Here is a 24,181-nt window from a genome sequence, read left to right as displayed (position 1 = left end):
TTAGTCGTCGGAGACGGGTTCACCGCCGTCGGTTGCGGCCACGTCTTCTGCGGACTGCATCCGCGACATCGGTTCGGGGCTGTGACACTGTCGGACCATCCGTTTGGTCGCCAGGTCGGGTTCGTCCGTCGCCAGCGAGACGCCGATGGTGACGACGAAGACGATGGGAACGGCGACGAGCGCCGACCCGATAGCGGGCACCGTCGTCGCCAGCGTCGCCGAGTACGGTTCGCCGTTGCCGACGTACGTCGGCAGCACCTCGTTTATCATCGGAATCAGCCAGATGACGAGACCGGTCGTCATCCCGGCGAGCGCGCCCTGTCGGTTCGTGTTCTCCCACCAGAGACCGAGGAAGAACATCGGGAACAACACCGCGCCCGCCAGCGAGAACGCGTACGACACCAGCGCGGCGATGGGTGCTGCCGGGTCCAGCGCCGCGAGCGTCGTGATGACGCCGAGTGCGACGATGCTCAGGCGGCCGACGAGCACCTGCTGGCGCTGACTCGCGTCCTCGTTGATGATATTCGCGTAGATGTCGTGCGAAATCGCCGACGACCCGGCGATGAACAGCCCTGCGGTGGTCGCGATAGCGGCGGCGATACCACCGGCGGCGACGAACCCGACGAACCACTGCGGGAAGTTCGCCAACTGTGCCGCCAACACGACGATGACGTCACCGGCGGCGCTCGTCATGCCGGGGTCGCCGTACACCGGGCCGATGTTGTTCGCGTAGATGTCGGTTCCGAACGCCGCAAACGCCGGAGCCGACAGGTACAGCAGACAGATGAAGAACAGTCCCCACACCGTCGACCAGCGGGCGGTCCGCTCGTTCTCGACGGTGTAGAACCTCACGAGCACGTGCGGGAGTCCGCAGGTCCCGACGACCAGCGAGAAAGCCGTTGCAATCCACAGGTAGTAGCTCTCGTTGACGAACGGTTCGCTGAACTCGGAGCTGAGTTGGCTAATCATCGCGCCGTACTCTATCTGCGGGAGCACGGTCGAGTAGCCCTGTGAGAAGCCGACGGCGTACAGACCGACGAGGAACGCGACGATGAGGATGACGTACTGGACGGCCATGTTCTTCGTCGCACCGAGCATTCCCGAGAGCGTCAGATAGCCGACGGTGATAGCCATCATCAACACGACCATCGACTGGTAGCCGCTCAGACCGGGGAGGCCGATGTCGCCGAAGATGTAGAGACCGACGAGACCCATCCCGCGGGCCTGTCCGATGGCGTAGACGAAGCCGATGAGGAACGTCGTCACCGCGGCGATAGCGCGGGCGGTGTCGGAGTTGAATCGGTCGCCGACGAAGTCGGGGGCGGTGTACTTGCCGAACCGCCGCATCTGTGCGGCCAAGAAGATGAGCAAAATGAAGTAGCCCGTCGACCAGCCGACGACGAACGCGAGGCCGTAAAAGCCCGACAACGCGATGAGCGCCGCCATCCCGAGATACGACGCCGCCGACATCCAGTTCGCGCCGATGGCCATCCCGTTTTCGACGTTGCCGATGGAGCGGCCGGCGACCCACATCTCCTCGGTGTCGGCGACGCGGAACGCGTAGCCGATTCCCAAAAACAGCGCGAGCATCGCGGCGACCAGAATCGCCGGTGCGAACTTGAACGAGACGTTCAGCCCTTCCGGGAGCAGGCCGCTCTGCAGCAACAGACCGAGGTTCATTCCCGGGTCCCTCCGTCGGCGGCGACGGCGGAGTCGCTATCGCCGCCACTCGTGGCGGCCGCGTGGTCGATGCCGTACTTTCTGTCGAGTGCATCGCGCTTTCGTGCGTACCAAAACGACAGTAGCAGTGCGCCCATCGGTGCGCCGATTGCGACGAGGAAGTAGTGAAGCGGGAACCCGAGCACCGGCATCTGGGTTGTCATGAGCCCCGGCGCGAGAAACGTCGCCGTCACCGGACCGAAGACGACGACCGCCCACACGATGAACCCCGTCCAGACGACGCGCAGGTGCTCGCGCATGAACGGCGTACTGGGACGGAGCAGGTTCACCTCCCTGTCGAGATAGTTCGTCTCTCGGTGGCTCCGTGCGGCCTGCGTGGCCGTGCCACCGTCGGTTTCGACGGACGAATCCTGTGTGTTTTTCTCTACCATCGAGTACTCTGTCGTTATCGTTCGTTATAGTTGCTTTGTCTCACCGAATGGTTGCCGCAACTATTCGACGAGGGAGAGTTAGCAGCTGAAAGAAACGATTACCGTGGATATCGTTGCACGCGACAGAATCGAGGCGGAGCGGCGGCGAGACCACTTCGTGGCCACGGACTGTCGACGCCCTCGCCGGCAGCGGTCGGCCCGACCGGCCCGACCGGCCCGCCCGAGTCGTCCAAGTCGTTCGCTCAGTCGTCGCTGACTTTCGCTTCGATGTCGCCGACGATTTCGGGGTTGCGCAGCGTCGACGTGTCACCGAGTTCGTCTCCGTTTGCGATGTTTTCGAGCAAGCGGCGCATGATTTTGCCCGAGCGCGTTTTGGGCAGTTCCGGGGTGAAGACGACCTGTTCGGGTCGCGCGATGGGGCCGATGGCGTCCTCGACGCCTTCGACGATGCGACTCCGGAGTTCGTCGTTCTCCTCGTAGCCGTCTTCGGTGATGACGTACGCGTAGACGGCCTCGCCTTTCACGTCGTGGCTCCCGCCGACGACGGCGGCCTCGGCGACGCCTTCGACGCCGACGATGGCCGACTCTATCTCCATCGTTCCCAGTCGGTGCCCGGAGACGTTGATGACGTCGTCGACGCGGCCGAGTACGGTGATGTAGCCGTCCTCGTCTATCTTCGCGCCGTCTTCCGGGAAGTACACCCAGTTGTCCGAATCGGGGTCGGAGTACGCCTGCCAGTACTCGCTGATGAAGCGGTCGTCGTTGTTGTACAGCGTCCGGAGCATCCCCGGCCACGGTTTCTGAACCGTCAGATAGCCCGCGTTGCCGGCGTCGACTTCCTCACCTTCGGCGTCGACGATGCGCACGTCGACACCCGGCAGCGCCGGACCCGCAGAGCCGGGTTTCATCTTTTTGACGCCGGGTAGCGTCGTCACCATCATCCCGCCCGTCTCGGTCTGCCACCACGTGTCGACGACGGGGCACTCCTCGCCGCCGATGTGTTTGTAGTACCACTTCCACGCGCGCGGGTTGATGGGTTCGCCCACCGTGCCCAACAGTCGAAGCGACGAGAGGTCGTGTTTCTCGGGATACTGACTGCCCCACTTCATGAACGCGCGAATCGCCGTCGGCGCGGTGTACAGTTGGTCGCACTCGTACTCCTCGACGATTTCCCAGAGTCGGTCGCGGTCGGGGTAGTCGGGCGTTCCTTCGTACATCAACGAGGTCGTCCCGAGCGTGAGCGGTCCGTAGACGATGTAGGAGTGGCCGGTAATCCAGCCGATGTCGGCCGAGCAGAAGTAGGTGTCCTCGGGCTTGATGTCGAGGACCGCTTGGGAGGTCCACGCCGCCCACGCGAGATAGCCGCCGGTGGTGTGTTTGACACCTTTCGGCTGACCGGTGGTGCCGGAGGTGTACATCAAGAACAGCATGTCCTCTGCGTCGCGCTGGACGGGTTCGACTTCCTCGCCCTCGTGGTCGCTCACGAGGTCGGCGTAGCTGTGCTGGTCGTCGTCCAAGTCGTGGTCGAAGCCGTCGCCGTCGCGGAGGCGTTCGACGACGACCGTCGTGGTGTCGTGGTCGACGCCCGACAGCCCTTGATTGGCTTTGTCGAGGTGGTCGAGAGGGTCGCCGCGGCGGTAGTAGCCGTCGCAGGTGACGAGATACTCCGAGTCGGCGGCGTTCATCCGCGTCGCCAGCGCGTCCGCGGAGAACCCGGCGAAGACGACCGAGTGCGGCGCGCCGATGCGGGCACACGCCAGCATGGCGATGGGCGACTCCGGAATCATCGGCATGTAGATGGTCACGACGTCGTCCTCGCCGACGCCTTGCGCGCGCAGTGCCGCCGCGAACTCGTTTACTTCCTTTTGGAGTTCCGCGTAGGTGTACGTTCGATTGTCCTCGTCGGTCGGTTCGCCGACCCACTCGATGGCGGTTTCGTCGCCGCGGCCCTCGTCGATGTGTCGGTCCACACAGTTGTAGGAGGCGTTCAGCTTCCCATCGGTGAACCACTTGTAGAAGGGTTCGTCGGAGTCGTCGAGCACCTGGTCGTAGCTCTCGTACCACTCCAACAGGTCGGCGGCACCCTCCCAGCACTCCGGCCAGTTCTCGTCGAACTCGTCGTAGATTTCCGGGTCGGAGACGTTCGCTTGCTCGACGAACGACTCCGGCGGCTCGAACTCCTCCTGCTCTTGGAGACGCGCTTCGAGTTCTACATTGTCTTCTGTCATAGTCCACTGTCATCATCCCCCAGCACCGTGATAAGATTTACCACCGTATGCACGCGGTGAAGTAGCCGACTGCTGTCGGTTTTCTCGTTTATTCGAACGTAACTACGGGCGTGACGAAAGCTCGACAGCGACCGAGAGAGTCGAGACGGCCGAACCGGCTTACGCCAGCCCGATTTTCTCCTGATAGCTGCCGTACTTCGACTCGAACAACTGCATGATTTCGCCCATCGTCACGTACGCCTTGACGGCGTCGACGAGCACGGGCATCACGTTCTCACCCTCGTCGACGGCGCGTTCGAGGTCCGAAAGCGCCTCTTCGACGGCCTCGTCGTCACGTTCGGCTTTCACGTCCTCAAGCCGACTGAGCTGTCGTTCCTGCACTTCGTCGGAGACGTGCAGCAGTTCGAGCGTCGTGTCCTCGTCCATCGAGTACTTGTTGACGCCGACGACGATTTCCTCGTTCTCCTCGACGCGCGACTGGTACTCGTAGGAGGCGTCCTGAATCTCGCGGTGGAAAAAGCCCTCGTCGATACCAGTGAGAACTCCGTCGCGGACGGAACCGTCGCCCATCTCTCGAATCTCCTCGATGTACGCCATCGCCTTCTCCTCGACTTCGTCGGTGAGCGACTCGACCATGAAACTGCCTGCCAGCGGGTCGATGCTGTCGGCCGCCCCCGACTCCTCGGCGATTATCTGCTGGGTGCGGAGTGCGACGCGAACCGCCTCCTCGGAGGGTAGCGCCAGCGCCTCGTCGAAACTGTTCGTGTGGAGACTCTGCGTCCCGCCCATGACGCCCGCGAGCGCCTGAATCGTCACGCGGACGATGTTGTTCAGCGGCTGTTGGGCGGTCAGCGACTGCCCGGCCGTCTGGGTGTGGAACTTCAGTTGCTTGGACTTCTCGTCTTCCGCGTCGTACCACTCCTCCATCACGTGCGCGTAGATACGACGGGCGGCGCGGAACTTGGCGACTTCCTCGAAGATGGAGTTGTGCGAGTTGAAGAAAAAGGAGAGTTGCGGCGCGAACTCGTCGATATCCAGTCCGCGCTCCATCGCCGCTTCGACGTAGGCGAAGCCGTCGGCGAGCGTGAACGCGAGTTCCTGCACTGCCGTCGAACCGGCCTCGCGGATGTGATAGCCCGAGATGGAAATCGGACGAATACGGGGCGTCTCTTCGGCGGCGAACTCGACGGTGTCGGTGACGAGGTCCAAGGAGGGTTCCGGCGGGATAACCCACTCTTTCTGGGCGATGAACTCTTTGAGCATGTCGTTTTGGAACGTTCCCCCTATCTGGTCGCGGGCGACGCCGCGTTCGTCCGCGAGCGCGACGTACATCGCGTAGACGACGGGTGCGGAGGGGTTGATGGTGAAGGAAGTCGTCACCTCGCCGATGTCGATACCGTCGAACAGCACCTCCATGTCGCGCAGGGTGTCGACGGCGACGCCCTCCTTACCGACCTCGCCGTCGGAGAGCGGGTCGTCGGAGTCTTTTCCCATCAGCGACGGCATGTCGAACGCCGTCGACAGGCCGGTCTGTCCGTTCTCGATGAGGTAGTGGAAGCGCTCGTTCGTCTCCTCGGCTGTGCCGAACCCGGCGAACTGCCGCATCGTCCACGTTCGTCCGCGGTACATCGTCGGGTAGACGCCGCGGGTGTAGGGTTTCTCGCCCGGGAAGCCCAAATCCTCGGTGTAATCGAGGTCCGCGACGTCTTCCGGCGTGTAGAGGTCGTCGATTTCGAGGTTCGAGACGGTCGCAAAACGCTCTTTCCGCTCGCCGAATCGGTCGACCACGGGGTCGCGGGTCTCCTCGGCCCACTCCTCGTGGGCTTGTTGAATCTCGGCGAGTTCGTCCTCGTCGTACATGGCGTGAAATTTGCCGGACTGTTCATTAAGGATTCGGGTCCGGCGTTCGGGGTCCGACAGAGAAGACCTATAGTCGATTGCGACCGCTCGCCGGACGACGATGCCACCCGCCACGTTCGACGTCTCACTCGGCCTTACGCTTCTCTGTTTGGGAGCGACGGCCGCCGTCGCCCCGACTCGTATCGCGTCGCTTCGCGCGCTTCTGTTTCCGACTCGTCATCGGGACCCCGACGGACCGTCGCTGTCGTCGGACGCGGCGCTCGTGAAAGCGCTCGGTCTGACCGTGGCGAGCGTCGGTGGTGCGTTCGCACTGATGGCGCTCACCGTCGGGTAGCAGGCTTTCTGTATCTCGCTGTCGGCGACAGCGTACGCTCACCACCTCGGCTTCCGGAGAACGAGCCGTCTACTTTCTCAGTCGTGGAACCCGGCGGAGACGAGCGCGTAACTCGCGTCGTCGGTTTCGTGCGTCGGGACGACCTCTTTTCGCGCCGGGTGGTAGTCGAGGAACTCACGGGAGTCGAGTTTCGGCAGGTGGAGATGGTGCAGCGAGATGGCAATCTGCTCGGGGTGGGTGGTCTCGCCGGCGTCGGCCTCGCGGCGGTGGACCGCCTCGGCGAGGGTGTCGACCGTGACCGGGCCCGGTTGCTCCGACAGTGCGTGAATCAGATGACGGCGGCGCGGATTCGACAGGGCGTCGAGGAGCGCTCTGGTCTCTTGGCTGTCCGACGTCACGGTGTCCGCTGAGACTTCTTGGGAACTCATGACCGATACTGATGAGTCGTATCTGTAAAGTACGACTACCAAAATAATCAGGTGCTTCCACTGAGTGTCACTTTTTCAAACAGTTTCGAGACGAGTTTCCGCTCACCTGCGCGGATGTGTTGGTGGAACGTCGCCGACGAGATATCAAGCGACGACGCCACGTCCTTGCCGGAACTCTCCCGTGGTTGGTCGAAGTAGCCGGCCAGATACGCCGCCTTCAGGACGCTCCGCTGCCGCGCGGTCAACTCCGACTCGACGGCGGTAACGAAGTCCTCCTCGGTCAGCGGGCGGCGTTCGACCTGCTGACGCGAGCGAAGTTCGACGGCGTCGTAGCGCTCCCGGAGGCCGCGCAGTGCGGTTCCGACGTCGCCGTCCTGCGGTAACAAGGCGACGACGGACGCACCGCGGCCGTCGGCGACGATGGTGTCGACGGTCATGCCGAGGTCGGTCAGCGCCTCGGCGATGGACTCAGCCTCGAACACTAACTCGACGAGCGCTCCCTCGTCGCTCTCGCGGACGATACGCGAGCGGACGATTCCCGGCGTCTCCGCCGCTTTGTCGATTAGCGCCTCCGCGTCACCGTCGACGGTGTAGTACTCGACGGAGGGGTCGCTTCCGGTGACGCCTTCGAGTCGCAGTTCGACGTTCGACGCGACGGCCAGTTCGAGCACCGGGTCGTCGCCGTCGTCGATTCGAAGTTCGACTTCCGTCGCACCTCTCGTCAGCAACAACCGTTTGCTCTCGACGGCGTTCGTGGTGTGGCCGATGGTCTGCCCGAGTTCGTCGAGCACCGACCGCTCCTCCTCGTCGAAGCTGTCCGTTTCGGAGGTGTACACCTCCAACACCCCGTAGACGGTGTCCCGATACCGAATCGGCACGCAAGCGAATCCGCGGACGCCGCCGCTGTCGGCCCACTGTCGCCACGCCGTGATGGAGTCGTCGTCGTCGAACTCGACGAAGTCCTCCGTGCGGAGGCCGCCCGAGAGCGTCTCCCGGCCGGTGAACGAACGCCACGCGGCGGTCCGCTGCGAGCGGTCGCCGTTCGTCGTCGTCTCGGGCAGCGGCGGGTCGACGAGGTCACCGACTTTCGTACTCACGGTGAGGGCGTCGCGCGTCGCGCGCGGTTCACAGATTCGGACGTAACAGTACGGCCCCGCGTTCGTGAGTCGGGTACAGACGCGTTCTTCGACTTCTTTTCGACTCTTCGCGCCGACCAGCGCGGCGTTGACTTCCCGGATGACCGAGTTGACGCGATTGAGTCGGTCGAGTCGCTCCCGCTGTCGGTCCAGCGACACCGACTGCTGTCGTACGCGGAGCAACGACTGGAGACGGCCACGCAGTTCGGTTTTCGATACCGGTGTCCGAATCAGGTCGTCGACGCCGAAGGAGAACTTCGAGTCAAGCTGTCGCCACACGTCGCCGTTGCTCAGGTTCCGCTCGGGAACGACGAGCAGAAGCGGGAGGTGCAGCGCCCCGGCGTCGTCTTTCAGCGCTTCGAGTGCATCGGCGTGTCTCGACAGCGTCTCGGGGTCGAGAATGCAGAGGTCGACGTCCTCGGCCGACACCTCTTCGGGCCGAACTTCCACGACGTCGTGGTCGGATTCGAGCGTTCGGGCGAGCAGTGACCGGTTCTCGTCGTGACTGACTGCGAGCAGGATTCGGGCCCCTTTCGGTCGGGACACATTGCTCGCGGTCTGTCCGGCGAGAAGACGGTCACTCATGACCGACTCCGCCTCGTGCGTCTCCCTCGTCTCTGGTTATTCATGGTTCGTACTCTGTCGGTCGTTTCGACCGTCCGTTCCGGTCGGCCGCTCGGGTCGACCGCTGAGGATACCGCGCAGTCCCGTCAGCGGTTCCCCGATTTCTACGCCGTACTCGGTGATGCGGAACTCACGTAGTTGCCGCTCGTAGTCGCTCGTCCGCTTCTTGAGCACGCCGGCCGCTTTGCGCATCTCTCCTGCTAGTTCGAGATGCTGCAGGAAAACGATATTGTCAGCGAGATAACTAAGCCCTTCACCCGAAACTTGGAAATCGCCGGTGATGCTCTGGACCTCGTTGATGAGGATAACCGTGACTCCCCGTTTCTTGAGGTACTTACAGAGCGTGTGGAGGTTACGAACGAGTTCGTCTTCGCCACCGAGGAGCCCGAACTCGTAGCCGACGACACCGTCTATCATGACGATTTCGGCGTCGTTCGCTTCGACTGCGTGTCGGACTTGTTCGTTGAACTGGTCGGGTGTCTGTGCCAACGGTTCCATCTCCTCGATTTCGAGCGTGCCTTGGTCGAGCATCTCATCGATGGGGATGTTGACCGCGCTGCTACGTTCGGCGAGCGTTCGCTTCGTCTCCTCGAACAGGTAGACGACCGAGCGCTCGCCGCGGCCGGCGGCCTCTTTCATGAACTGGATGCCGGTGGTCGTCTTTCCGACACCGGTCGGGCCGGTCAGAATCGTCACCGTACCACGCTCGATGCCGCCGTGGAGTAACTGGTCCAGTTCGGGGACGCCCGAGGAGATGGTCTCGCTCTCGAAGTCGTGGTCGGGAACTCGCGGCAGCGAGTTCAGATACACCGACATGCCATCTCCGTCGATGGTGAGCGTGTGGGGACCGCTCTCGAACCCCGACCCACGGAACTTCGAGACGGTGAGCGACCGGCGTCGGCCCTCGTGGGCGAGTTGGAGCGTCCCGTCGCAGATGAACTGGAGGTCGTCGTCCGGTCTCGTCTGCGTCGCCTGCGCGGTGAAAAGCACCGTCGAACCCTGAACGTTGAAAAACCGCATCAGCGACAGCACCTGCTTTCGGAACTGGTAGTCGTCGGGCGCGAGATATCGGAGTTGGGTCAGCGGGTCGATGAACAGTCGGTCGGGGTTGAGTTCCTCGACGCGTTCGGTTATCTCCTCGGTGACGGACTCGCTCTCTACTTCGTCGGGGCTGAAGATGTCGTACGAGAGGTTTTGCGCGAAGTACTCCGAGTCGGGACTCAAATCGAGAAACTTGACGCCGTCGAGGTCGATACCCAACGACGCCGCGTTCTCTCGGACGTTCTCGGTCGATTCTTCGAGATTGATATAGAGCACCGATTCGCCGGCGTCGAGGCCTGCGCGCAGAAAGTGCATTCCGAGAATACTCTTGCCGGCACCCGGTTCACCCCGCACCATGTACGTTCGGTTCGGGACGAACCCACCGTGTAATACGTCGTCGAGTCCACCGATACCAGCCGAGACGCGCTCCTTCGTGGTGGAACGTTCGCCGGCGGACTCGTGGTTGACCTCTTCCATCGTCTGCAATAGTACGCTACTGATATTTTGCCGTTACGGGGAACGACGGCGTTTGCGACACCAGACGAGTCGGCGTGTCGACAGTTAGCCGAAGTTCTCGACTTTCGCGTCGGCGGGGTCGCCGCCGGCGGCGTCGACGGCGTCGGCGGCTTCCTGAACGAAGTCGGCGAAGCCGTAGACGAACACCTGCGCGTCGTCGTCGTGGACGTCGTCGACGTGGTCGGCGAGGTCACCGTCGGTGACGACGACCGTCGCACCGCGCTCACGGAGGTCGGCGAGTCGTTCCTCGTGCGCGGGCGCGTCGTCTTTGTAGACGAGCGCAACCGACCCACCGTCGCGGAGCGCACGTTCGGCCAGTCCGACGGCCGCGCCGACGCCCGGTCCGCCGGCGAGGACGACGATAGTCGACTCGTCTTCGTAGTACTCGTTGCCGAACGGCCCGGAGATATCGAGTTCGTCGCCCGCTTCGAGGTCGAGGAGGTGCTGGCTGAACGGGCCGGCTTCCTCGGGGTCGACGCCGACGGTTATCTCGAAGGTGTCGTGGGCGTCGGGCGAGGAGAGCGTGTAGAAGCGCGCGTAGTCCTCGTCGTCGACGGTGGCCGAAAGCTTGACGAACTGGCCGGGACGAGCGTCGAACCCGTCGGGCGATTCGAGCACGATAGCGACCGTGTTGGGGCCGACCGAGTTGACCTCGGTGACGGCGACGGTTGCGTCCATATCCGGCCGATTCGACGGCCACCACAAAGTGGCTTCCCACTCTCGTCAGTGCGTGCAACACACGGCGGATGAGACGGTTTTCAACTTCGAGTGGTGTCGGGTGTAAATCCGTCGTTGAGTTGGTTCGAAAGTGGAGGCCTTTTCAGTGGTTGCCGCGCAAAAACGCCCGAATGCGGGACGAAACCGAACCGCTCCTTTCAGAAGGCTTTTGATTCGTCCGAGGAAAGCACCGACCAGCATGCCTGCGGACTTCAACTGGGCCATCGGCGGAGAGGCTGGCGATGGCATCGACTCTACGGGGAAGATTTTCGCCCAGGCACTCTCACGGGCTGGCCGGCACGTGTTCACCTCGAAGGACTTCGCGTCTCGTATCCGCGGCGGATACACGGCGTACAAGGTCCGAACCTCGGTCGACCAAGTGCAGAGTGTCGTGGACCGACTCGACGTACTCATCGCGCTCACACCGCGAACCATCGACGAGAACCTCGACGAACTGCACGAGGGCAGCGTCATCGTCTACGACGGTGAGCGCACCACGATGCAGGGCGTCGAGATTCCGGAGGGAATGGTCGGGCTGGACGTTCCTCTCCAGAGTATCGCCGAGGAGAAAGGTGGCGCTATCATGCGCAACGTCGTCGCACTCGGTGCGGCGTGCGCCGTCGCCGACTTCCCAATCGAACATCTCGACAGTTCGCTGGAGAAGCGCTTCGGCGGCAAGGGTCAGGCCATCGTCGACAACAACAAAGAGGCTGCCCGCGCCGGACGCGACTACGTCCACGAGAACTACGACCACGAGTTCGACTACGACCTCGAAACCACGGACAACGACTACGTTCTGCTCAACGGTGACGAGGCCATCGGCATGGGCGCACTCGCCGCTGGCTGCCGCTTCTACGCCGGTTACCCCATCACGCCCGCAACGGACGTGATGGAGTATCTCACCGGTCGTATCGAGCAGTACGGCGGTCACGTCGTGCAGGCCGAAGACGAACTCGCGGCCATCAACCTCGCACTCGGTGGCGCACGCGCCGGTGCCCGCGCGATGACCGCGACGTCCGGTCCGGGTATCGACCTGATGACCGAGACGTTCGGTCTCATCGCGACGAGCGAGACGCCGCTGGTCATCGTCGACGTGATGCGCTCGGGCCCCTCGACGGGGATGCCAACCAAACAGGAGCAGGGTGACCTGAACCAGATGGTGTACGGCGGCCACGGCGAGATTCCGCGCTTCACGCTCGCACCGACCACCGTCGCCGAGTGTTTCCACAAGACCGTGGAAGCGTTCAACCTCGCCGAGAAGTACCAAACACCTGTCTACCTTGCTTCCGACCTGGCGATGGCGGTCACCGAACAGACGTTCGCGCCCGAGGAGTTCGACATGGACGCCGTCGAAATCGACCGCGGCAAGGTCGTCGACGACGACACCATCGGCGAGTGGCAGAACGAGAAAGAGCAGTTCAAACCGCACGCGCTCACCGACGACGGCGTGAGTCCGCGTTCGTTCCCCGGCACGTCCGGCGGCGCGCACATGTCGACGGGTCTCGAACACGACGAACTCGGTCGCCGGACCGAGGACACCGACATGCGTGTCGAACAGGTCGACAAGCGCAACCGGAAGGTCGAGACCGCACAGGAACGCGAACCGTGGGCGTACCGCGAGTTCGGCGACACCGATTCAGGAAACCTCGTCATCTCGTGGGGTTCGAACGAGGGTGCGATGGTCGAAGCCATCGACTTCCTCGAAGAGGAGGGCATCGACGTCCACTTCATCTCGGTGCCGTACATCTTCCCGCGTCCGGACCTCTCGGAGGTCATAGAGGACGCCGACGACGTCATCGTCGTCGAGTGTAACAACACCGGGCAGTTCGCCGACATCCTCGAACACGACGCGCTTACCCGTGTCAAGCGTGTGAACAAATACAACGGCGTCCGGTTCAAGGCCGACGAACTGGCCGAAGACATCAAAGAGACGCTCTCACAGGAGATTACCGCATGAGCTCAGACGTTCGATTCACCGACTTCAAGTCCGACAAACAGCCGACGTGGTGTCCCGGGTGCGGCGACTTCGGGACGATGAACGGCATGATGAAGGCGCTGGCGAACACGGGCAACGACCCCGACAACACGTTCGTCGTCGCCGGCATCGGCTGTTCCGGTAAAATCGGTACTTACATGCACAGCTACGCGATGCACGGCGTCCACGGCCGCGCGCTGCCGGTCGGCGCGGGTGTGAAGATGGCGAACCCCGACCTCGAAGTGATGGTCGCGGGTGGCGACGGTGACGGCTACTCCATCGGCGCGGGCCACTTCGTCCACGCCGTCCGCCGCAACGTCGACATGACGTACGTCGTCATGGACAACCGTATCTACGGTCTCACGAAGGGTCAGGCCTCGCCGACCTCCCGGGAGGACTTCGAGACCTCCACGACGCCGGAAGGGCCGAAACAACCGCCGGTCAACCCGATGGCGCTGGCGCTCGCGGCGGGCGCGACGTTCATCGCACAGTCCTTTTCCTCGGACGCGATGCGACACGCCGAAATCGTCCAGGAGGCCATCGAACACGACGGCTTCGGCTTCGTCAACGTGTTCAGCCCGTGCGTGACGTTCAACGACGTCGACACGTACGACTACTTCCGCGACAACCTCGTCGACCTCGCCGAAGACGACGACTACGACCGCCACGACTACAACGAGGCGAAGGACCGCATCCTCGACGCCTCCAAGGAGTACCAGGGCGTCATCTACCAGAACGAGAACTCGGTGCCGTACGAGGAGCAGCACGGCCTCACCGAGAACATGTCCGAGATTCCGGACGGCGCACCCGAGGACGCGATGGACCTCGTGCGCGAGTTCTACTAGCACCTTTTTGCTGCGGAGGGTGCGCTTCGCGCACCCCCGCTTGCAAAAATCTGCACCAAAAAGGCCGCGAGCGAGGCATCCGCCTCGCTCGCGGTGCGACTGCTTGTCCGCTAACTGCACCGCACAGCCACTGCTACTGCTTCAGCGATCTCAACCATCTCCAGCGACCGCACCGTGACGAGGGTTTATCAGCGAAGACGGGACCAGACACCCCGTGCGTTGACGAGTCGTCGTGGGGTCGGTCGAAGCAGGTGTACGGCACGCCGCTCCGCGAGTCGAACGTTCAGTTGTGCCGTCTGTTCGCTATCAAATGCGTTCCGTTCTGACTACCGAGTCCCGGTAGTCGTTATCTCGTCCGTCGAATCCGTTGCCCTGTTCGGAGTAACAGGAAAACGGCGACGAACGAAACGACGATTCCGGGGAGATACTGCCACTGCACGCCGCAGCCGAATCCACCGTAACCGAGCAAGTCGTCGAAGACGCCCACCAGTAAAAGTCCGAACAGGGAGACGACGAAACTCCCCAGCGCTGCGACGGCGGTGACCGCGAGTGCTGCGTCGTGGTTGCCGAGCCACGGCTCTTCTCGGTTCGCCCGAGTCCAGACGAGACCGAAACCGAGCAGGAGTACACTCACTAGCGTCTCCGTTCCGGGGCCGCCCGGCGTACAGAGAACGGTTTCGGAGACGAACACGGAGACCATGACTCCCGTGCATAGTCGAGAACCGTAGGTGTTCTGTTGTGTCTCGTCTCAACCCTCGTGTTCGATGCGCTCGAACAGCGACAGCAGCGCGTCTTCTTCGTCGAGGTCAGCAGGATGCATCGCAAGCGCGACGACGACGTCGTCACCGTGGCTTACTGTCGCAACGTGGAACCGGACGGGTATCGACTCGTTCGACGCCGACGACCCGTCCACCGAGAGGTTGTCAGTTCTCACGCTCGCTTCGTAGGTGACGACAGTCGTCTGCTCGCCGAGGACGGTTCGATTGGTCTCGCCGACGCGTCGGAGTTCGCCGACCGAGTCACCGGTGACCCGGTTCGACTGTTCGAGAAGCCGTTCGACGAGTTCGTCGCTCGTCTCTCCGGCCAGCGGGTTCGCGGAGACACCGGCGACGTTGGGGTTCGGTGTCGAGAGCAGGACGACGGACGCACCACCGTCGGGACGGTTGTACGACGAGAGCCATCCGACGAGCGTCACGTTCGTCTCAGTGCCAGCGATGCCGAGTTGTCGCTCGACGACGACCGAGCGACTCTCGCCGGGTTGGTACCCGGTTTCGGCCAACGCCTCGTCGGGTATCGATGCGGGGTTCGATTCGAGCGTGAGCGCGTCTCCGCCCACACACCCCGAGAGTACGACGAGGAGGACAACCGCCGGAAGGAGAAACGGTGTGCGTCGCATACAGTCTGCAGGACGTGTGTGAACAAATCTCTTGTTACCATGGACAGCGGCGAAACAGGTCACTGAACGTGAGCGGATGCACGCGTTTTTTATGAGACCACGGGGAACTACCCGTTTATGCCAGCGGATACGTACGATATCGTCGTAGTGGGAGGAGGCACCGCCGGAGCCTTCGCCGCCGCGACGACGGCTTCTGCGGGGCTCGACACCGTCATCATCGAGCGGAAGTCGTCCGAGGAGGCGGGTCACATCGCCTGCGGCGACGCTATCAAAGGAAAGAGTTCGTTCCCGGACGTCATCGACCTCGACTACCTGAAAGAGGAGTCGTTCACCAACCGGAACATCCGGCGCGCGGTGTTCGAGAGTCCCGCGGGCGAGCGACTCGATATCCCGTTGTCGGAACCGGGAGCAGTGCTCGACCGCAAACGCTACGGCGAAATCATCCTCGAAGAGGCCGAACGAACCGGCGCGGAGATTCACTACGACACCGTCGTCCAAGACGTGACACAGGCCGACGACGGCACCGTCACCGGCGTTCGCGCCAAGCGCAAAGGTGAGGCCATCGACTACGAAGCGGAGGTCACCATCGACGCCGCGGGTGCGCTCTCACTGCTACAGGACAAGACCGATTTCTCGGGGACGACGTTCGACACGAACGTCAACTACTCGCAGTTCTGTTCGGCGTACCGCGAAGTCGTCGACATCCCCAACCCCGTCGAGTGGGACGACGCCATCGTCTTCAAGCCGACCGCGGAACTGGGTTACCTCTGGTACTTCCCGCGGACGGCCACCGAAATCAACGTCGGTCTCGGCTTCCAGATGAACAAAGAGCCGATGAAGCTCGTCGAGGCGCTCAAAGAGGACATTCGTGGACGCGCCGAGTTCGCCGGCGCGACGGTGAAAGACAAACTCGGCGCGGCGCTTCCCACGCGACGCCCGTACGACTCGGCGGTCGCAGACGGCTTCGTTGCCGTCGGCGACGCTGCCGGTCACGTCAATCCGACCACCGGCGGCGGTATCCCCGGCGCGGCCAAGTCCGCTCACCGCGCGGCCAATCGCGCCATCGCCGCCATCGGCGACGGCGACGTGAGCGAAGAAGCGCTGTGGATGTACAACCACGACGTGATGACCGACTTCGGCAAGCGCTTCGCCGCCATCGACCTCTACAACATCTGGGGCGGCGTCCACGACGTTGACGAACTCGTCGGTATCGTCACCTCGGTACCCGGCCAGCAACTCGCCGACGCCGTCGGCCGCGGCGGCACCGACTCGATGAACCTCGGTCTGAAACTGCGGACGCTCGTGAACACGTTCGGCCACTGGGACACGCTGTTCGAGTTGGCTCGCGTCCGCAGCAAAGCCAACGAGTTGAAGGAGCACTACGACCGCTATCCGTCGCGGCCGGGCGGGTTCGAGACGTGGCGCGAAGTCCGCGACGACATCATGGACGACGTGTACAGTATCACCGGTGCGGACCCCAAGTACTAACAGCGACCTTTTTATTGCGGGGGGTGCGCTTCGCGCACCCCCGCTTGCAAAAACGTCGATGAAAAAGGGCCGCTCGCTCGGCCTTGCGGCCTCGCTCGCGGAACAACATTCTCGAATCGTACCGCACCGCACCGTACACAGCTACTCAGCTCACTCCCAATCTCCGGCCAGCCACGCGTACGCCGGGTCGCCGGCGGCGAGTCGTCGTCGAATTGCATCAGTATCACCCGGCGTAATTTTGTCGAAGAACTCTCGGTCCTCCTCGTGGAGGCGGCGAATCTCGGACTCGGTGAAATCGTCGTAGTCCGGGTCGGGGTCGACCGCGTAGCTGGCGTCTATCTCGCACCTGCCGCCGAAACACTGCTCGAAGATGTATCTCGCTCGCCGGAGATGCATTCGGGAACTGACGACGGACACCGTCTCGGTCTTGGGCGCGTGCTCGTCGACCAACAGACGACTGAAGTAGCCGTTTCCGCGGGTGTCGTGTGCCTCGTCTTCGAGTAGGATGCGTTCGGGGTCGACGCCGCGTGAGCCGGCGTATTCGCCCATCACCTCACACTCAGCCCGCGGTACCTCCGGGTTCGTCGCCGCGCCAGTGAAAAGTAGGTACCGCGCGTCGGTCGCTTCCAGAGCCTCGATGCCGGTGTCGACGCGTCGTCTGAGATGTGGGTGAATCGAGTCCGACCGAAGTCGGTCGCCGAGTACGACGATGACCATACTCGTCGTCTCTCGGCGGCGAACAAGTACTGTTGTGTCGTCGACTCCGGTGCCGATACCGACTCCGACGAGAAACGAGCGGCCTCGTGTTCCAACGTGGTTTGCAAAGAGGACACCTACGTCTTCAGTTTTCGAAATCCGCCGCCGATTTCGAGAGCAACACGCTCTGTAACACCGTCTCCGCACCCCGGCGAACGCGCTCGGAGGCGGCCTGCTGACTGATACCCAGTTCGTCGGCTATCTCCTGTAGCGAAATTCCCCGAGGAACGCCGAAGTAGCCGTGTTCGACGGCGAGCGTCAGCGCGCTCCGCTGTTCGGGCGTGAGGTCGAAGTTGTACTTCGCGTCCTGCTCCTCGTCGAGCGTGTAGATACGCTCGACCCGAAACGAGATATCGTGGTCGAGACAGTAGTTGTGAAACTCCCGAAGTCCACGGTGGTCGGTGAAGCGGAGACGGAACCGCCACGGGTCGTCGCCGTGGGCCTCCAGAATCGTTGCCTCGCTGCTGACGAGCACCTCGGTGAGGTTGGCCGCAGTGTCTCCCCAGACGATGTGGTACAGGACTCGGTCACCGACGCGGGCGACGGCGGTCAGTCGCTCGACGACGTCGGCGTCTCGGACCGCTCGCTCGAACACCTCGAACGCTTCCGCCGCCTCGGCCGTATCGTGCTCCGGCCCGCTCGCCCAGAAAAACGGCATCACGCCGTCGCTTCCGGTCGGTACGACGCGCTCCAGTTCGACGTGGATACCGTCGGTCACCTGCGAGAGGCGGCCGAGGTCGAACGCGTCCGCGGGGATTTCGAGTTCGGCGACGACGACCATACCCCCGAGAAGAGCCGACGGGACTTAACCGTCCGTACTGAACAAGCAGACTACGAATCATCACTTGGTATGAACGGCAATCGAGGCCGTTGACTTGACCCACGACGACACACGGACGACGGAGGCGATTCCGCCGCGAGTGCAACTGAACGGGGTGTTCGTCACACTCGCCAGTACCACGCGCCGATGGCTACTCCTCGACCTCATAGAACGGAGCCCCCGGGAGGAACGGACGGTGAGTGAGGAACTCGCCGCCGTGTGGGGCGTCGACCGGGGGCGCGTCCAGACGCAACTGCGCCACGTCCACCTCCCGAAACTGGTGGCTGCAGGCTACGTCCAGTGGGACGAGACGACCGGCGAGATACGTCGCGGCCCGGCGCTGTCGGAGGTCGAACCCGTGCTCCAGTTGCTCGACGACAACGCCGACTCGCTTCCGGGTCGGTGGCCCTAAACCAACCGGGACTGCCGGCAGCATCTACGACGGCCACAACCGCTTTTGGCGTCTGGACCTTTCGTTTCGATACATGTCTCAACGACCGGAACTCACGAGTGAAGACGTACCACTCGCAAACGGGATGCCGATGCTCGGTCTCGGAACCTGGGAGAACACGGACTCCGACGAGTGCAGAAACGCCGTCCAGACGGCGTTGGAGATGGGCTACCGACATATCGACACCGCCCAAGCGTACGGCAACGAGTCCGAAGTCGGTGACGGCATCGCTGCCGCCGACGTCCCCCGCGAGGACATCTTCTTGGCGACGAAAGTGTGGATAGACAATCTCGCGTACGACGACGTCGTCGAGACGACGAAACAGAGCTTAGACGACCTCGGCGTCGACTACGTCGACCTCCTGTACATCCACTGGCCGGCCCGCGAGTACGACCCGGAGGAGACGTTCGAGGCGTTCAACGAACTGTACGACGAGGGTCTGATAAAGCGCATCGGCGTGAGCAACTTCGAACCGGAACACGTCGACGAGGCCATCGAACACTCCGAGGCACCCATCTTCGCCAATCAGGTCGAACTCCACCCGCTGCTCCCGCAGGAGGAACTCCGCGAGCACTGCGCGGACCGCGACGTCGAACTCGTCGCCTACTCGCCGCTGGCCCGCGGAGAAATCGCCGACGACGAGACCATCTCCGCTATCGCCGACAAACACGACGCGAGTCCGTTCCAGGTGAGTCTCGCCTGGATTCGGGAGAAAGGCGTCACCGCGATTCCGAAGGCGACGAGCGAAGACCACATCCGCGACAACTGGGAGTCGCTGTCCGTCGACCTCGACGACGAGGATATCGCCGAAATCGACGCTATCGACCGCACCGACCGACGCGTCGACCCCGGGTTCGCCCCCTGGTAACGGCCCGAAAACGGCGTACTGCGGCTGGTTTCTTTTCGACTCTCGCCTCCGGAGCGGTGCGACACCGCCGACCCACAAAATTCACATCACCCGGTACGACACTCTCTTGCAATGAACACCGCCTCGCAACCGGGGTTGGTCGGCGCGATACGCATCGACCTCGTCCGGTTGCACGAGACGTGGATGGAACTCGTCTTCCCGCGACAGTTGAACGTCGGTAACTCGGTTATCGGCAAGTGGAAACCGCAGACCGGTGCCCAGCGGGCGACTTACTCGGCGTGGAGCGCTCTCGGTGTCCCGCTGGTCGCACTGATGTACCCGCTTCTATTGGTCGGTTTTGCGACGCGATTTCACGCGAAGCGCCTCGACAGCGCGGGCACGCGTCTGGGTCTCGTCGGCGTCGTTCTCCTCTCGGTAGTCATCTGGGGGGCGCTGTCGGCGTTCGCTCGCTACCAGTTCTCGACCACCGGCTTTCTGGCTGTCGTCGCCGCGAGTCTCGTCGCAACCGTCTCCGCTGCGTTGGCCGTCGTCTTCTCGCGCGTCGGCGGGCGCGGGACGAGCGTTCTCTTCGCGTATCCGTCGGCGATGACGGCGCTGTTTCTTCCGCCGGTCGTCGCGGCGCTGTACTCGCCGACGCTCTCGGCGGTCATCTTTCCCGGAAGCCAGTCGGTCGCCGTCTGGCTTCTCGACAACGTACTCACGGTTGGCGGTCTCGACCAGTTCCTGCGCGACCGATTCACCCTCGAAGGGTTCGCGTACGTACTGATGTGGTTCGGTGTCGCCGTTCCGCTCGGGTGGGTGCTCGGTATCGTCGTCACCCTCGCCGATATCGTCCGCCCGCGACGGAACTGACTGTCGCTTTTCTGACTGCGGAGTAACCCTTAATCGCGCTCCCTCCTACGTTCTCACATGCAGTTTAACCTCACGACGACAGTTGCACTGTTCGTCGTTCTGTTGGCAGTGATGATTGGCGGCACCGTAACGAGTCCGATGCCGACAGCCATCAGCGCCGGCGTCAGTGTCGGTATCGCGCTGTTCGGCGTGCTCGCACTCGTCGTCGGTATCAAACACGGCGAGTACCGCGCGGTCCGCTGATTGTCGGCGCTACCGAACGTCCAACGTCTCGTCGGCCACGTTCGAGGCGACGGCGACGCCGACGATGCTGATGACGAGTCCGGCGACGATGAACGCGGCGAGTCGGTACGTCGCCGGGACGCTCTCTATCAAGCCCGGAATCGACGCTTCTTGGATGATTTCTTGGCGTTCGAGATACCATCCGGTGAACCCGCGAACCACGAGCCCGAGTGCGACCACACCGAACGGAAGGTTCCAGTACGGCGACCCCACCTCGTCGTTCTGGATGAGTTCGTCGACGAGGCGTCCCGTGCTCGCGGTTAGCGCCGCCAGTGCCAGCCACGGCACGCTGCTGTAGGTGAACTGAATCGCGGCGACGACGACGCCGTAGTCCGTCGACAGCGCCGAGACTTCCAACCCACCGAGGAAGATGCCGACGAGCGTCAACCCGGCGGCGACGACGTAGGTGACGACCGACACCTGTCCCGAATAGAGTGCGTCGCGCGTGCGCTCGGGAACGCTCGCGAGGCGTTCGCCGATAGCCAGTCCCTTGTACAGAAGTACGGCACCGAGAAGCGACGCGATGAACGCCCCCGCCAGCGCCGGCGATTCGAACCGCAAGAGCAGCAGTGGTAAGAGCAACAGACCGATGCCCATCGGGACCAACACGGTCTGACGGAGTTCCTCGTCGGCGAGAAACTGCTTGAGCAGGTAGTACGTCGACTCGATGTCGCGGGCCTGACGGACGACGATACGGTCGACGGCGTCGACGCGGAGGCGACTCTCGATGACGGGCACCAGTCGTTCGTCCTCCGCGCTGTCGACGACGACGACGACGCTCTCGGGGTCGTACGTCTCGACGAGTTCGTCGAGTTGGGCGGCGACCGAGCGGTCCGCTCCGACGAGCGAGTCGCTCTCGCCGGAGACGACGGCGACGACGGCCTCCTCGCGTTCGTCGCGGAGGTCGCGGGCGACGCGAAGCGCCTCCAGCAGACAGTTCACGCTCGTGTCCTCGGGGTCGGCGAGACCGACGTCGACGACGAGCGACTGCACCGCCTCCCACCCGGAGACGGGCGTCCGCAAGCCGGTCTTGCGGCCGATGTCGTTCGTCCGGTCGACACAGAGGACCAACGTAGTCACACGTCAGCGAAACACCCGATAGGGTAAAAACCCTCCCAGTCACCGAACGGTTGGTTCCGTCTGATATCGATTGTCCGTCGTCAGCCGTCGTCGTCTGGCGTCGTCGTCTGGCGTCAGTTGCCGTCGTCCATCGTCTTTCGTCGTCACCGGGCGTCGACCGCTGTCGTCGCCACCGGCCGCTTTAGAACTTGAACTCGACGCCGTCGGTGTCGAACCGACTCGACAGCCCCGCGCCGAGCGCGTAGGCAACACCCTCTGCGCCGCGGCGGAGGCGGACGCTGAGTCCCTGCTGCGGTTCGAACTCCTGAACTACCGCGTCGGTTCCGAGGAGTTCCGAAACTCTGTCTTCGACGTCGTCGCGGGTGCCGAGTTCGTCGACCAGACCGAGTTCGTGGGCGTCGGTGCCGATGTAAACGCGGGCTTCTGTCTCTCGAATCGTCTCGGGGTCCATCCCGCGGCCTTCGGCGACGCGTTCGACGAAGTGGTCGTACAGGCGGTCGATAATTCCTTGGAGGTAGGCTCTATCGTCGTCGTCGGGTTCTTTCAGCGCGACGCCCGCATCCTTGTACTTGCCGGCGGCGAAGCGCTCGTAGGAGATGCCCAACTGCTCGGCAAGTTCGTGGACGTTCACCGACGACCCGATGACGCCGATGCTGCCGACGATGCTCGCCTCGCGCGCCCACAGTTCGTCACAGCCGCTGGCTATCCAGTAGCCGCCGCTGGCGCAGGTGTCGGTAGTGTAGGCGACGGTCGGTCCGTCGAAGTCGATAGCGGCCTTGCGGATGTCGTCGCTCGGGACGACTTCCCCGCCCGGCGTGTTCAGTTTGAGCAACAGCGCCTGTGCGTCGCCGTCGTCGGCGCGTTCGATTTGGTCGACGATGTCGTCGGCGGGCGTTCCTGCACTGCCCGTCGGAAGCGGCCCGCGGCCGCCGCCTCGTGAGATGGGGCCTTCGACGGCGACTTCGGCGACGTTGAACGCGGAGACACGTGACGCGGCGATTCCAGACGCGAGTCGCGCGCCGGCGACGACGGTGAGGAGAACGAGGACGACGCCGACGAGGTCTTCGAACGTGTCGGGAACGTCGTAGAACAGCCACCAGCCGACGAGCGCCGACACGGCGACGCCGACGGCGACGATGAGGAGTCGTTCGACTGTCGCAACCCGTGTGTTCACGGAGAGACACCTGCCATACCCGTAGCTGAGGGGCGTAGCGGCTTAAAACTGCGAAAAGAGAGTAACGCGCTTAGAGAAGACCGGCGCGCTGCAGTTTCATCAGGTCCTCGGTGTCGAGGGTCTCGCCGTCCTGGAACGCCTGGTAGATTTCCTCGGCTTCCTGCTTGGCAGCCTCGCGTTCCTCGGCGCGGGAGTCCTTGCGCTCTTTTTCTTCTTCCTTGTCGAGTTCGCGCAGGCGCTTTTGGACGCGAACGAAGTCCTCGTGGTGACGGTCGGCGGCTTCCTGAGCCTCGACGAACAGCTCGTGCATCTCGTCTGCACGGTCACGAATGTCGTCGGCCTCGCGGTAGGCCTCGATCATCTGGTTGTGGTGTTCTTGGGCTTCGTCGGCGAGCTCGGTCACCTTCTGGTGGTGCTTGGACGCCTCGGAGCGAACCTCCTCGGCCTCTTCGATGAGCTCTTCGAGTTCGCCGCTGTCTTCGACCTTCTCCTTGCGGTTCTGGTACTCTTCGCGCTTCTTCTCGATTTTCTCGATGAGTTCGCGCTCGTCCTCGGTGGAGAGTACCTCGGTCTGCTGGCGGAATTCCAGCTGTTTGATCTCCTCTTCGAGCTCCTCGAGGTCCTTGCCGTCGTCGAGTTCGAGGTCGCTCTTCATCTCTTCGACCTTGTCGAAGAGCTCGTTTGCTTCCGCGTTCAGCTCGTTGCGCGACTTCTTGTGCTCTTGGACCTGCTCGTTGAGCGAGTCACGCTGCTCGCGGTGTTCTTGGGCCTCGTCGACCTTCTCGCGTGTTTTCGCGTTGAGGTCGTCGCGCTTGGAAGCGCGCTCGGAGGCCATCTGGTTGAGTTCGTTTCGTCGGTCTCGAAGCTGTCCGGCGAGCTTGATGAGTTGGCCTTTCGAGCCACTCTCCAGTTTGTCGTCGGTCAGTTCTACGTTGCTCGATTCGTCGAGTTCTTTAATGCCGTATTGTTCCGCTGCCATACTTGATCAATCCTCTATACCATCACCGCTCCGGACGGATTGGCGGTCGCTCGCTGTCTTGCGTCCGACCGTGGATAAGAAATTCCTGATCATTCCCCGTGCGATTCCGCCAGATGCCGGAGGCGTTCTGGTACCCTCACGTACTGGCGTCGGACATATAAATACTTCGGTGAGAGAATGAGTGAAAACGGCTACCATACGTGGCACTGTGGCACGATTC

General features: G+C 63.1%; 23 protein-coding genes. 8 read left to right on the top strand and 15 right to left on the bottom strand.

Annotated elements, in window-relative coordinates; translation table 11 throughout:
- The 4 genes from AUR64_RS06895 to AUR64_RS06880 form a co-directional block, all read right to left on the bottom strand.
- Positions 1-1,680: a VC_2705 family sodium/solute symporter gene (locus tag AUR64_RS06895; RefSeq protein ID WP_058581212.1), complete on the bottom strand. Its 1,680-nt coding sequence runs from the start codon at positions 1,678-1,680 to the stop codon at positions 1-3.
- Complete coding sequence (locus AUR64_RS06890) at positions 1,677-2,111, bottom strand: DUF4212 domain-containing protein (protein ID WP_058581211.1); 435 nt, start codon at positions 2,109-2,111, stop codon at positions 1,677-1,679. Before AUR64_RS06890 ends, AUR64_RS06895 begins: the two co-directional genes overlap by 4 nt.
- 242 nt (positions 2,112-2,353) lie before the next feature.
- On the bottom strand, positions 2,354-4,339 hold the full coding sequence (gene acs, locus AUR64_RS06885; RefSeq protein WP_058581210.1) for an acetate--CoA ligase: 1,986 nt from the start codon (positions 4,337-4,339) through the stop codon (positions 2,354-2,356).
- A gap of 159 nt (positions 4,340-4,498) precedes the next feature.
- The gene (locus AUR64_RS06880) at positions 4,499-6,199 is read right to left on the bottom strand and encodes an acyl-CoA mutase large subunit family protein (protein ID WP_058581209.1); all 1,701 of its coding nucleotides are present in this window, start codon (positions 6,197-6,199) and stop codon (positions 4,499-4,501) included.
- Positions 6,200-6,299: 100 nt separating this feature from the next.
- Here AUR64_RS06880 and AUR64_RS06875 point away from each other — a divergent pair, with 100 nt between their 5' ends.
- Positions 6,300-6,533 (top strand): hypothetical protein, encoded by a 234-nt coding sequence (locus AUR64_RS06875; RefSeq protein WP_058581208.1) that lies wholly within the window; start codon positions 6,300-6,302, stop codon positions 6,531-6,533.
- Between the two features lie 77 nt (positions 6,534-6,610).
- Here AUR64_RS06875 and AUR64_RS06870 read toward each other — a convergent pair whose 3' ends face one another.
- The 4 genes from AUR64_RS06870 to AUR64_RS06855 all read right to left on the bottom strand — a co-directional run bounded on the left by AUR64_RS06870 (position 6,611) and on the right by AUR64_RS06855 (position 10,956).
- Complete coding sequence (locus AUR64_RS06870; RefSeq protein ID WP_058581207.1) at positions 6,611-6,961, bottom strand: DUF7344 domain-containing protein; 351 nt, start codon at positions 6,959-6,961, stop codon at positions 6,611-6,613.
- Positions 6,962-7,008: 47 nt separating this feature from the next.
- The gene (locus AUR64_RS06865; protein ID WP_058581206.1) at positions 7,009-8,682 is read right to left on the bottom strand and encodes a bacterio-opsin activator domain-containing protein; all 1,674 of its coding nucleotides are present in this window, start codon (positions 8,680-8,682) and stop codon (positions 7,009-7,011) included.
- Between the two features lie 36 nt (positions 8,683-8,718).
- Positions 8,719-10,239 (bottom strand): ATPase domain-containing protein, encoded by a 1,521-nt coding sequence (locus AUR64_RS06860; RefSeq protein ID WP_058581205.1) that lies wholly within the window; start codon positions 10,237-10,239, stop codon positions 8,719-8,721.
- An 84-nt stretch (positions 10,240-10,323) separates the two neighbouring features.
- Positions 10,324-10,956, bottom strand: coding sequence for an FAD-dependent oxidoreductase (locus tag AUR64_RS06855; RefSeq protein ID WP_058581204.1), 633 nt, complete (start codon positions 10,954-10,956; stop codon positions 10,324-10,326).
- Positions 10,957-11,194: 238 nt separating this feature from the next.
- On the opposite strand from AUR64_RS06855, the gene AUR64_RS06850 reads away from it, so the two are divergent.
- Together AUR64_RS06850 and AUR64_RS06845 are read left to right on the top strand one after the other, a co-directional pair.
- Positions 11,195-12,952, top strand: coding sequence for a 2-oxoacid:acceptor oxidoreductase subunit alpha (locus AUR64_RS06850; protein ID WP_058581203.1), 1,758 nt, complete (start codon positions 11,195-11,197; stop codon positions 12,950-12,952).
- Entirely contained in the window at positions 12,949-13,815 is an 867-nt protein-coding gene (locus tag AUR64_RS06845) for a 2-oxoacid:ferredoxin oxidoreductase subunit beta (protein WP_058581202.1), read from the top strand. The genes AUR64_RS06850 and AUR64_RS06845 overlap by 4 nt, the downstream gene beginning before the upstream one ends.
- A gap of 346 nt (positions 13,816-14,161) precedes the next feature.
- Here the strand turns inward: AUR64_RS06845 and AUR64_RS06840 are convergent, their stop codons facing one another.
- A complete protein-coding gene (locus AUR64_RS06840; RefSeq protein ID WP_058581201.1) occupies positions 14,162-14,515 on the bottom strand; it encodes a hypothetical protein in 354 nt (117 codons plus the stop codon).
- Between the two features lie 48 nt (positions 14,516-14,563).
- Entirely contained in the window at positions 14,564-15,211 is a 648-nt protein-coding gene (locus AUR64_RS06835) for a DUF6517 family protein (protein WP_058581200.1), read from the bottom strand.
- 117 nt (positions 15,212-15,328) lie between these two features.
- Here AUR64_RS06835 and AUR64_RS06830 point away from each other — a divergent pair, with 117 nt between their 5' ends.
- Positions 15,329-16,699: a geranylgeranyl reductase family protein gene (locus AUR64_RS06830; protein WP_058581199.1), complete on the top strand. Its 1,371-nt coding sequence runs from the start codon at positions 15,329-15,331 to the stop codon at positions 16,697-16,699.
- 150 nt (positions 16,700-16,849) lie between these two features.
- Here the strand turns inward: AUR64_RS06830 and AUR64_RS06825 are convergent, their stop codons facing one another.
- Both AUR64_RS06825 and AUR64_RS06820 read right to left on the bottom strand, forming a co-directional pair.
- A complete protein-coding gene (locus AUR64_RS06825; protein WP_058581198.1) occupies positions 16,850-17,416 on the bottom strand; it encodes a YdcF family protein in 567 nt (188 codons plus the stop codon).
- A gap of 124 nt (positions 17,417-17,540) precedes the next feature.
- Positions 17,541-18,236 carry a helix-turn-helix domain-containing protein gene (locus AUR64_RS06820; protein WP_058581197.1) on the bottom strand — a complete coding sequence of 232 codons (696 nt, stop codon included), beginning with the start codon at positions 18,234-18,236 and terminating at the stop codon, positions 17,541-17,543.
- 94 nt (positions 18,237-18,330) lie between these two features.
- Here AUR64_RS06820 and AUR64_RS06815 point away from each other — a divergent pair, with 94 nt between their 5' ends.
- The 4 genes from AUR64_RS06815 (at position 18,331) to AUR64_RS06800 (ending at position 20,689) form a co-directional block, all read left to right on the top strand.
- Positions 18,331-18,687, top strand: a complete 357-nt coding sequence (locus AUR64_RS06815) for a DUF7344 domain-containing protein (protein ID WP_058581196.1) — start codon at positions 18,331-18,333, stop codon at positions 18,685-18,687.
- A 124-nt stretch (positions 18,688-18,811) separates the two neighbouring features.
- A complete protein-coding gene (locus AUR64_RS06810) occupies positions 18,812-19,594 on the top strand; it encodes an aldo/keto reductase (protein ID WP_058581835.1) in 783 nt (260 codons plus the stop codon).
- A 111-nt stretch (positions 19,595-19,705) separates the two neighbouring features.
- Positions 19,706-20,446 (top strand): hypothetical protein, encoded by a 741-nt coding sequence (locus AUR64_RS06805; RefSeq protein ID WP_058581195.1) that lies wholly within the window; start codon positions 19,706-19,708, stop codon positions 20,444-20,446.
- Between the two features lie 57 nt (positions 20,447-20,503).
- A complete protein-coding gene (locus tag AUR64_RS06800; RefSeq protein ID WP_058581194.1) occupies positions 20,504-20,689 on the top strand; it encodes a DUF7333 family protein in 186 nt (61 codons plus the stop codon).
- A 9-nt stretch (positions 20,690-20,698) separates the two neighbouring features.
- Here AUR64_RS06800 and AUR64_RS06795 read toward each other — a convergent pair whose 3' ends face one another.
- The 3 genes from AUR64_RS06795 to AUR64_RS06785 form a co-directional block, all read right to left on the bottom strand.
- Positions 20,699-21,808 (bottom strand): DUF373 family protein, encoded by a 1,110-nt coding sequence (locus tag AUR64_RS06795; RefSeq protein ID WP_058581193.1) that lies wholly within the window; start codon positions 21,806-21,808, stop codon positions 20,699-20,701.
- Between the two features lie 181 nt (positions 21,809-21,989).
- Entirely contained in the window at positions 21,990-22,982 is a 993-nt protein-coding gene (sppA, locus tag AUR64_RS06790; protein ID WP_058581192.1) for a signal peptide peptidase SppA, read from the bottom strand.
- Positions 22,983-23,052: 70 nt separating this feature from the next.
- On the bottom strand, positions 23,053-23,961 hold the full coding sequence (locus tag AUR64_RS06785) for a coiled-coil protein (protein ID WP_058581191.1): 909 nt from the start codon (positions 23,959-23,961) through the stop codon (positions 23,053-23,055).
- Positions 23,962-24,181 lie beyond the last annotated feature (220 nt).

It is taken from the genome of Haloprofundus marisrubri (assembly GCF_001469955.1).
GTDB lineage: Archaea > Halobacteriota > Halobacteria > Halobacteriales > Haloferacaceae > Haloprofundus > Haloprofundus marisrubri.
The sequence above is the reverse complement of the archived record's forward strand: the minus strand, read 5'-3'. Positions and strand labels throughout refer to the sequence as shown.

Bases quoted from the DNA above. Each gene is read 5' to 3' on its own strand.
- AUR64_RS06895 (WP_058581212.1), bottom strand. From the start codon at position 1,680: ATGAACCTCGGTCTGTTGCTGCAGAGCGGCCTGCTCCCGGAAGGGCTG.
- AUR64_RS06890 (WP_058581211.1), bottom strand. From the start codon at position 2,111: ATGGTAGAGAAAAACACACAGGATTCGTCCGTCGAAACCGACGGTGGC.
- acs (WP_058581210.1), bottom strand. From the start codon at position 4,339: ATGACAGAAGACAATGTAGAACTCGAAGCGCGTCTCCAAGAGCAGGAG.
- AUR64_RS06880 (WP_058581209.1), bottom strand. From the start codon at position 6,199: ATGTACGACGAGGACGAACTCGCCGAGATTCAACAAGCCCACGAGGAG.
- AUR64_RS06875 (WP_058581208.1), top strand. From the start codon at position 6,300: ATGCCACCCGCCACGTTCGACGTCTCACTCGGCCTTACGCTTCTCTGT.
- AUR64_RS06870 (WP_058581207.1), bottom strand. From the start codon at position 6,961: ATGAGTTCCCAAGAAGTCTCAGCGGACACCGTGACGTCGGACAGCCAA.
- AUR64_RS06865 (WP_058581206.1), bottom strand. From the start codon at position 8,682: ATGAGTGACCGTCTTCTCGCCGGACAGACCGCGAGCAATGTGTCCCGA.
- AUR64_RS06860 (WP_058581205.1), bottom strand. From the start codon at position 10,239: ATGGAAGAGGTCAACCACGAGTCCGCCGGCGAACGTTCCACCACGAAG.
- AUR64_RS06855 (WP_058581204.1), bottom strand. From the start codon at position 10,956: ATGGACGCAACCGTCGCCGTCACCGAGGTCAACTCGGTCGGCCCCAAC.
- AUR64_RS06850 (WP_058581203.1), top strand. From the start codon at position 11,195: ATGCCTGCGGACTTCAACTGGGCCATCGGCGGAGAGGCTGGCGATGGC.
- AUR64_RS06845 (WP_058581202.1), top strand. From the start codon at position 12,949: ATGAGCTCAGACGTTCGATTCACCGACTTCAAGTCCGACAAACAGCCG.
- AUR64_RS06840 (WP_058581201.1), bottom strand. From the start codon at position 14,515: ATGGTCTCCGTGTTCGTCTCCGAAACCGTTCTCTGTACGCCGGGCGGC.
- AUR64_RS06835 (WP_058581200.1), bottom strand. From the start codon at position 15,211: ATGCGACGCACACCGTTTCTCCTTCCGGCGGTTGTCCTCCTCGTCGTA.
- AUR64_RS06830 (WP_058581199.1), top strand. From the start codon at position 15,329: ATGCCAGCGGATACGTACGATATCGTCGTAGTGGGAGGAGGCACCGCC.
- AUR64_RS06825 (WP_058581198.1), bottom strand. From the start codon at position 17,416: ATGGTCATCGTCGTACTCGGCGACCGACTTCGGTCGGACTCGATTCAC.
- AUR64_RS06820 (WP_058581197.1), bottom strand. From the start codon at position 18,236: ATGGTCGTCGTCGCCGAACTCGAAATCCCCGCGGACGCGTTCGACCTC.
- AUR64_RS06810 (WP_058581835.1), top strand. From the start codon at position 18,812: ATGCCGATGCTCGGTCTCGGAACCTGGGAGAACACGGACTCCGACGAG.
- AUR64_RS06805 (WP_058581195.1), top strand. From the start codon at position 19,706: ATGAACACCGCCTCGCAACCGGGGTTGGTCGGCGCGATACGCATCGAC.
- AUR64_RS06800 (WP_058581194.1), top strand. From the start codon at position 20,504: ATGCAGTTTAACCTCACGACGACAGTTGCACTGTTCGTCGTTCTGTTG.
- AUR64_RS06785 (WP_058581191.1), bottom strand. From the start codon at position 23,961: ATGGCAGCGGAACAATACGGCATTAAAGAACTCGACGAATCGAGCAAC.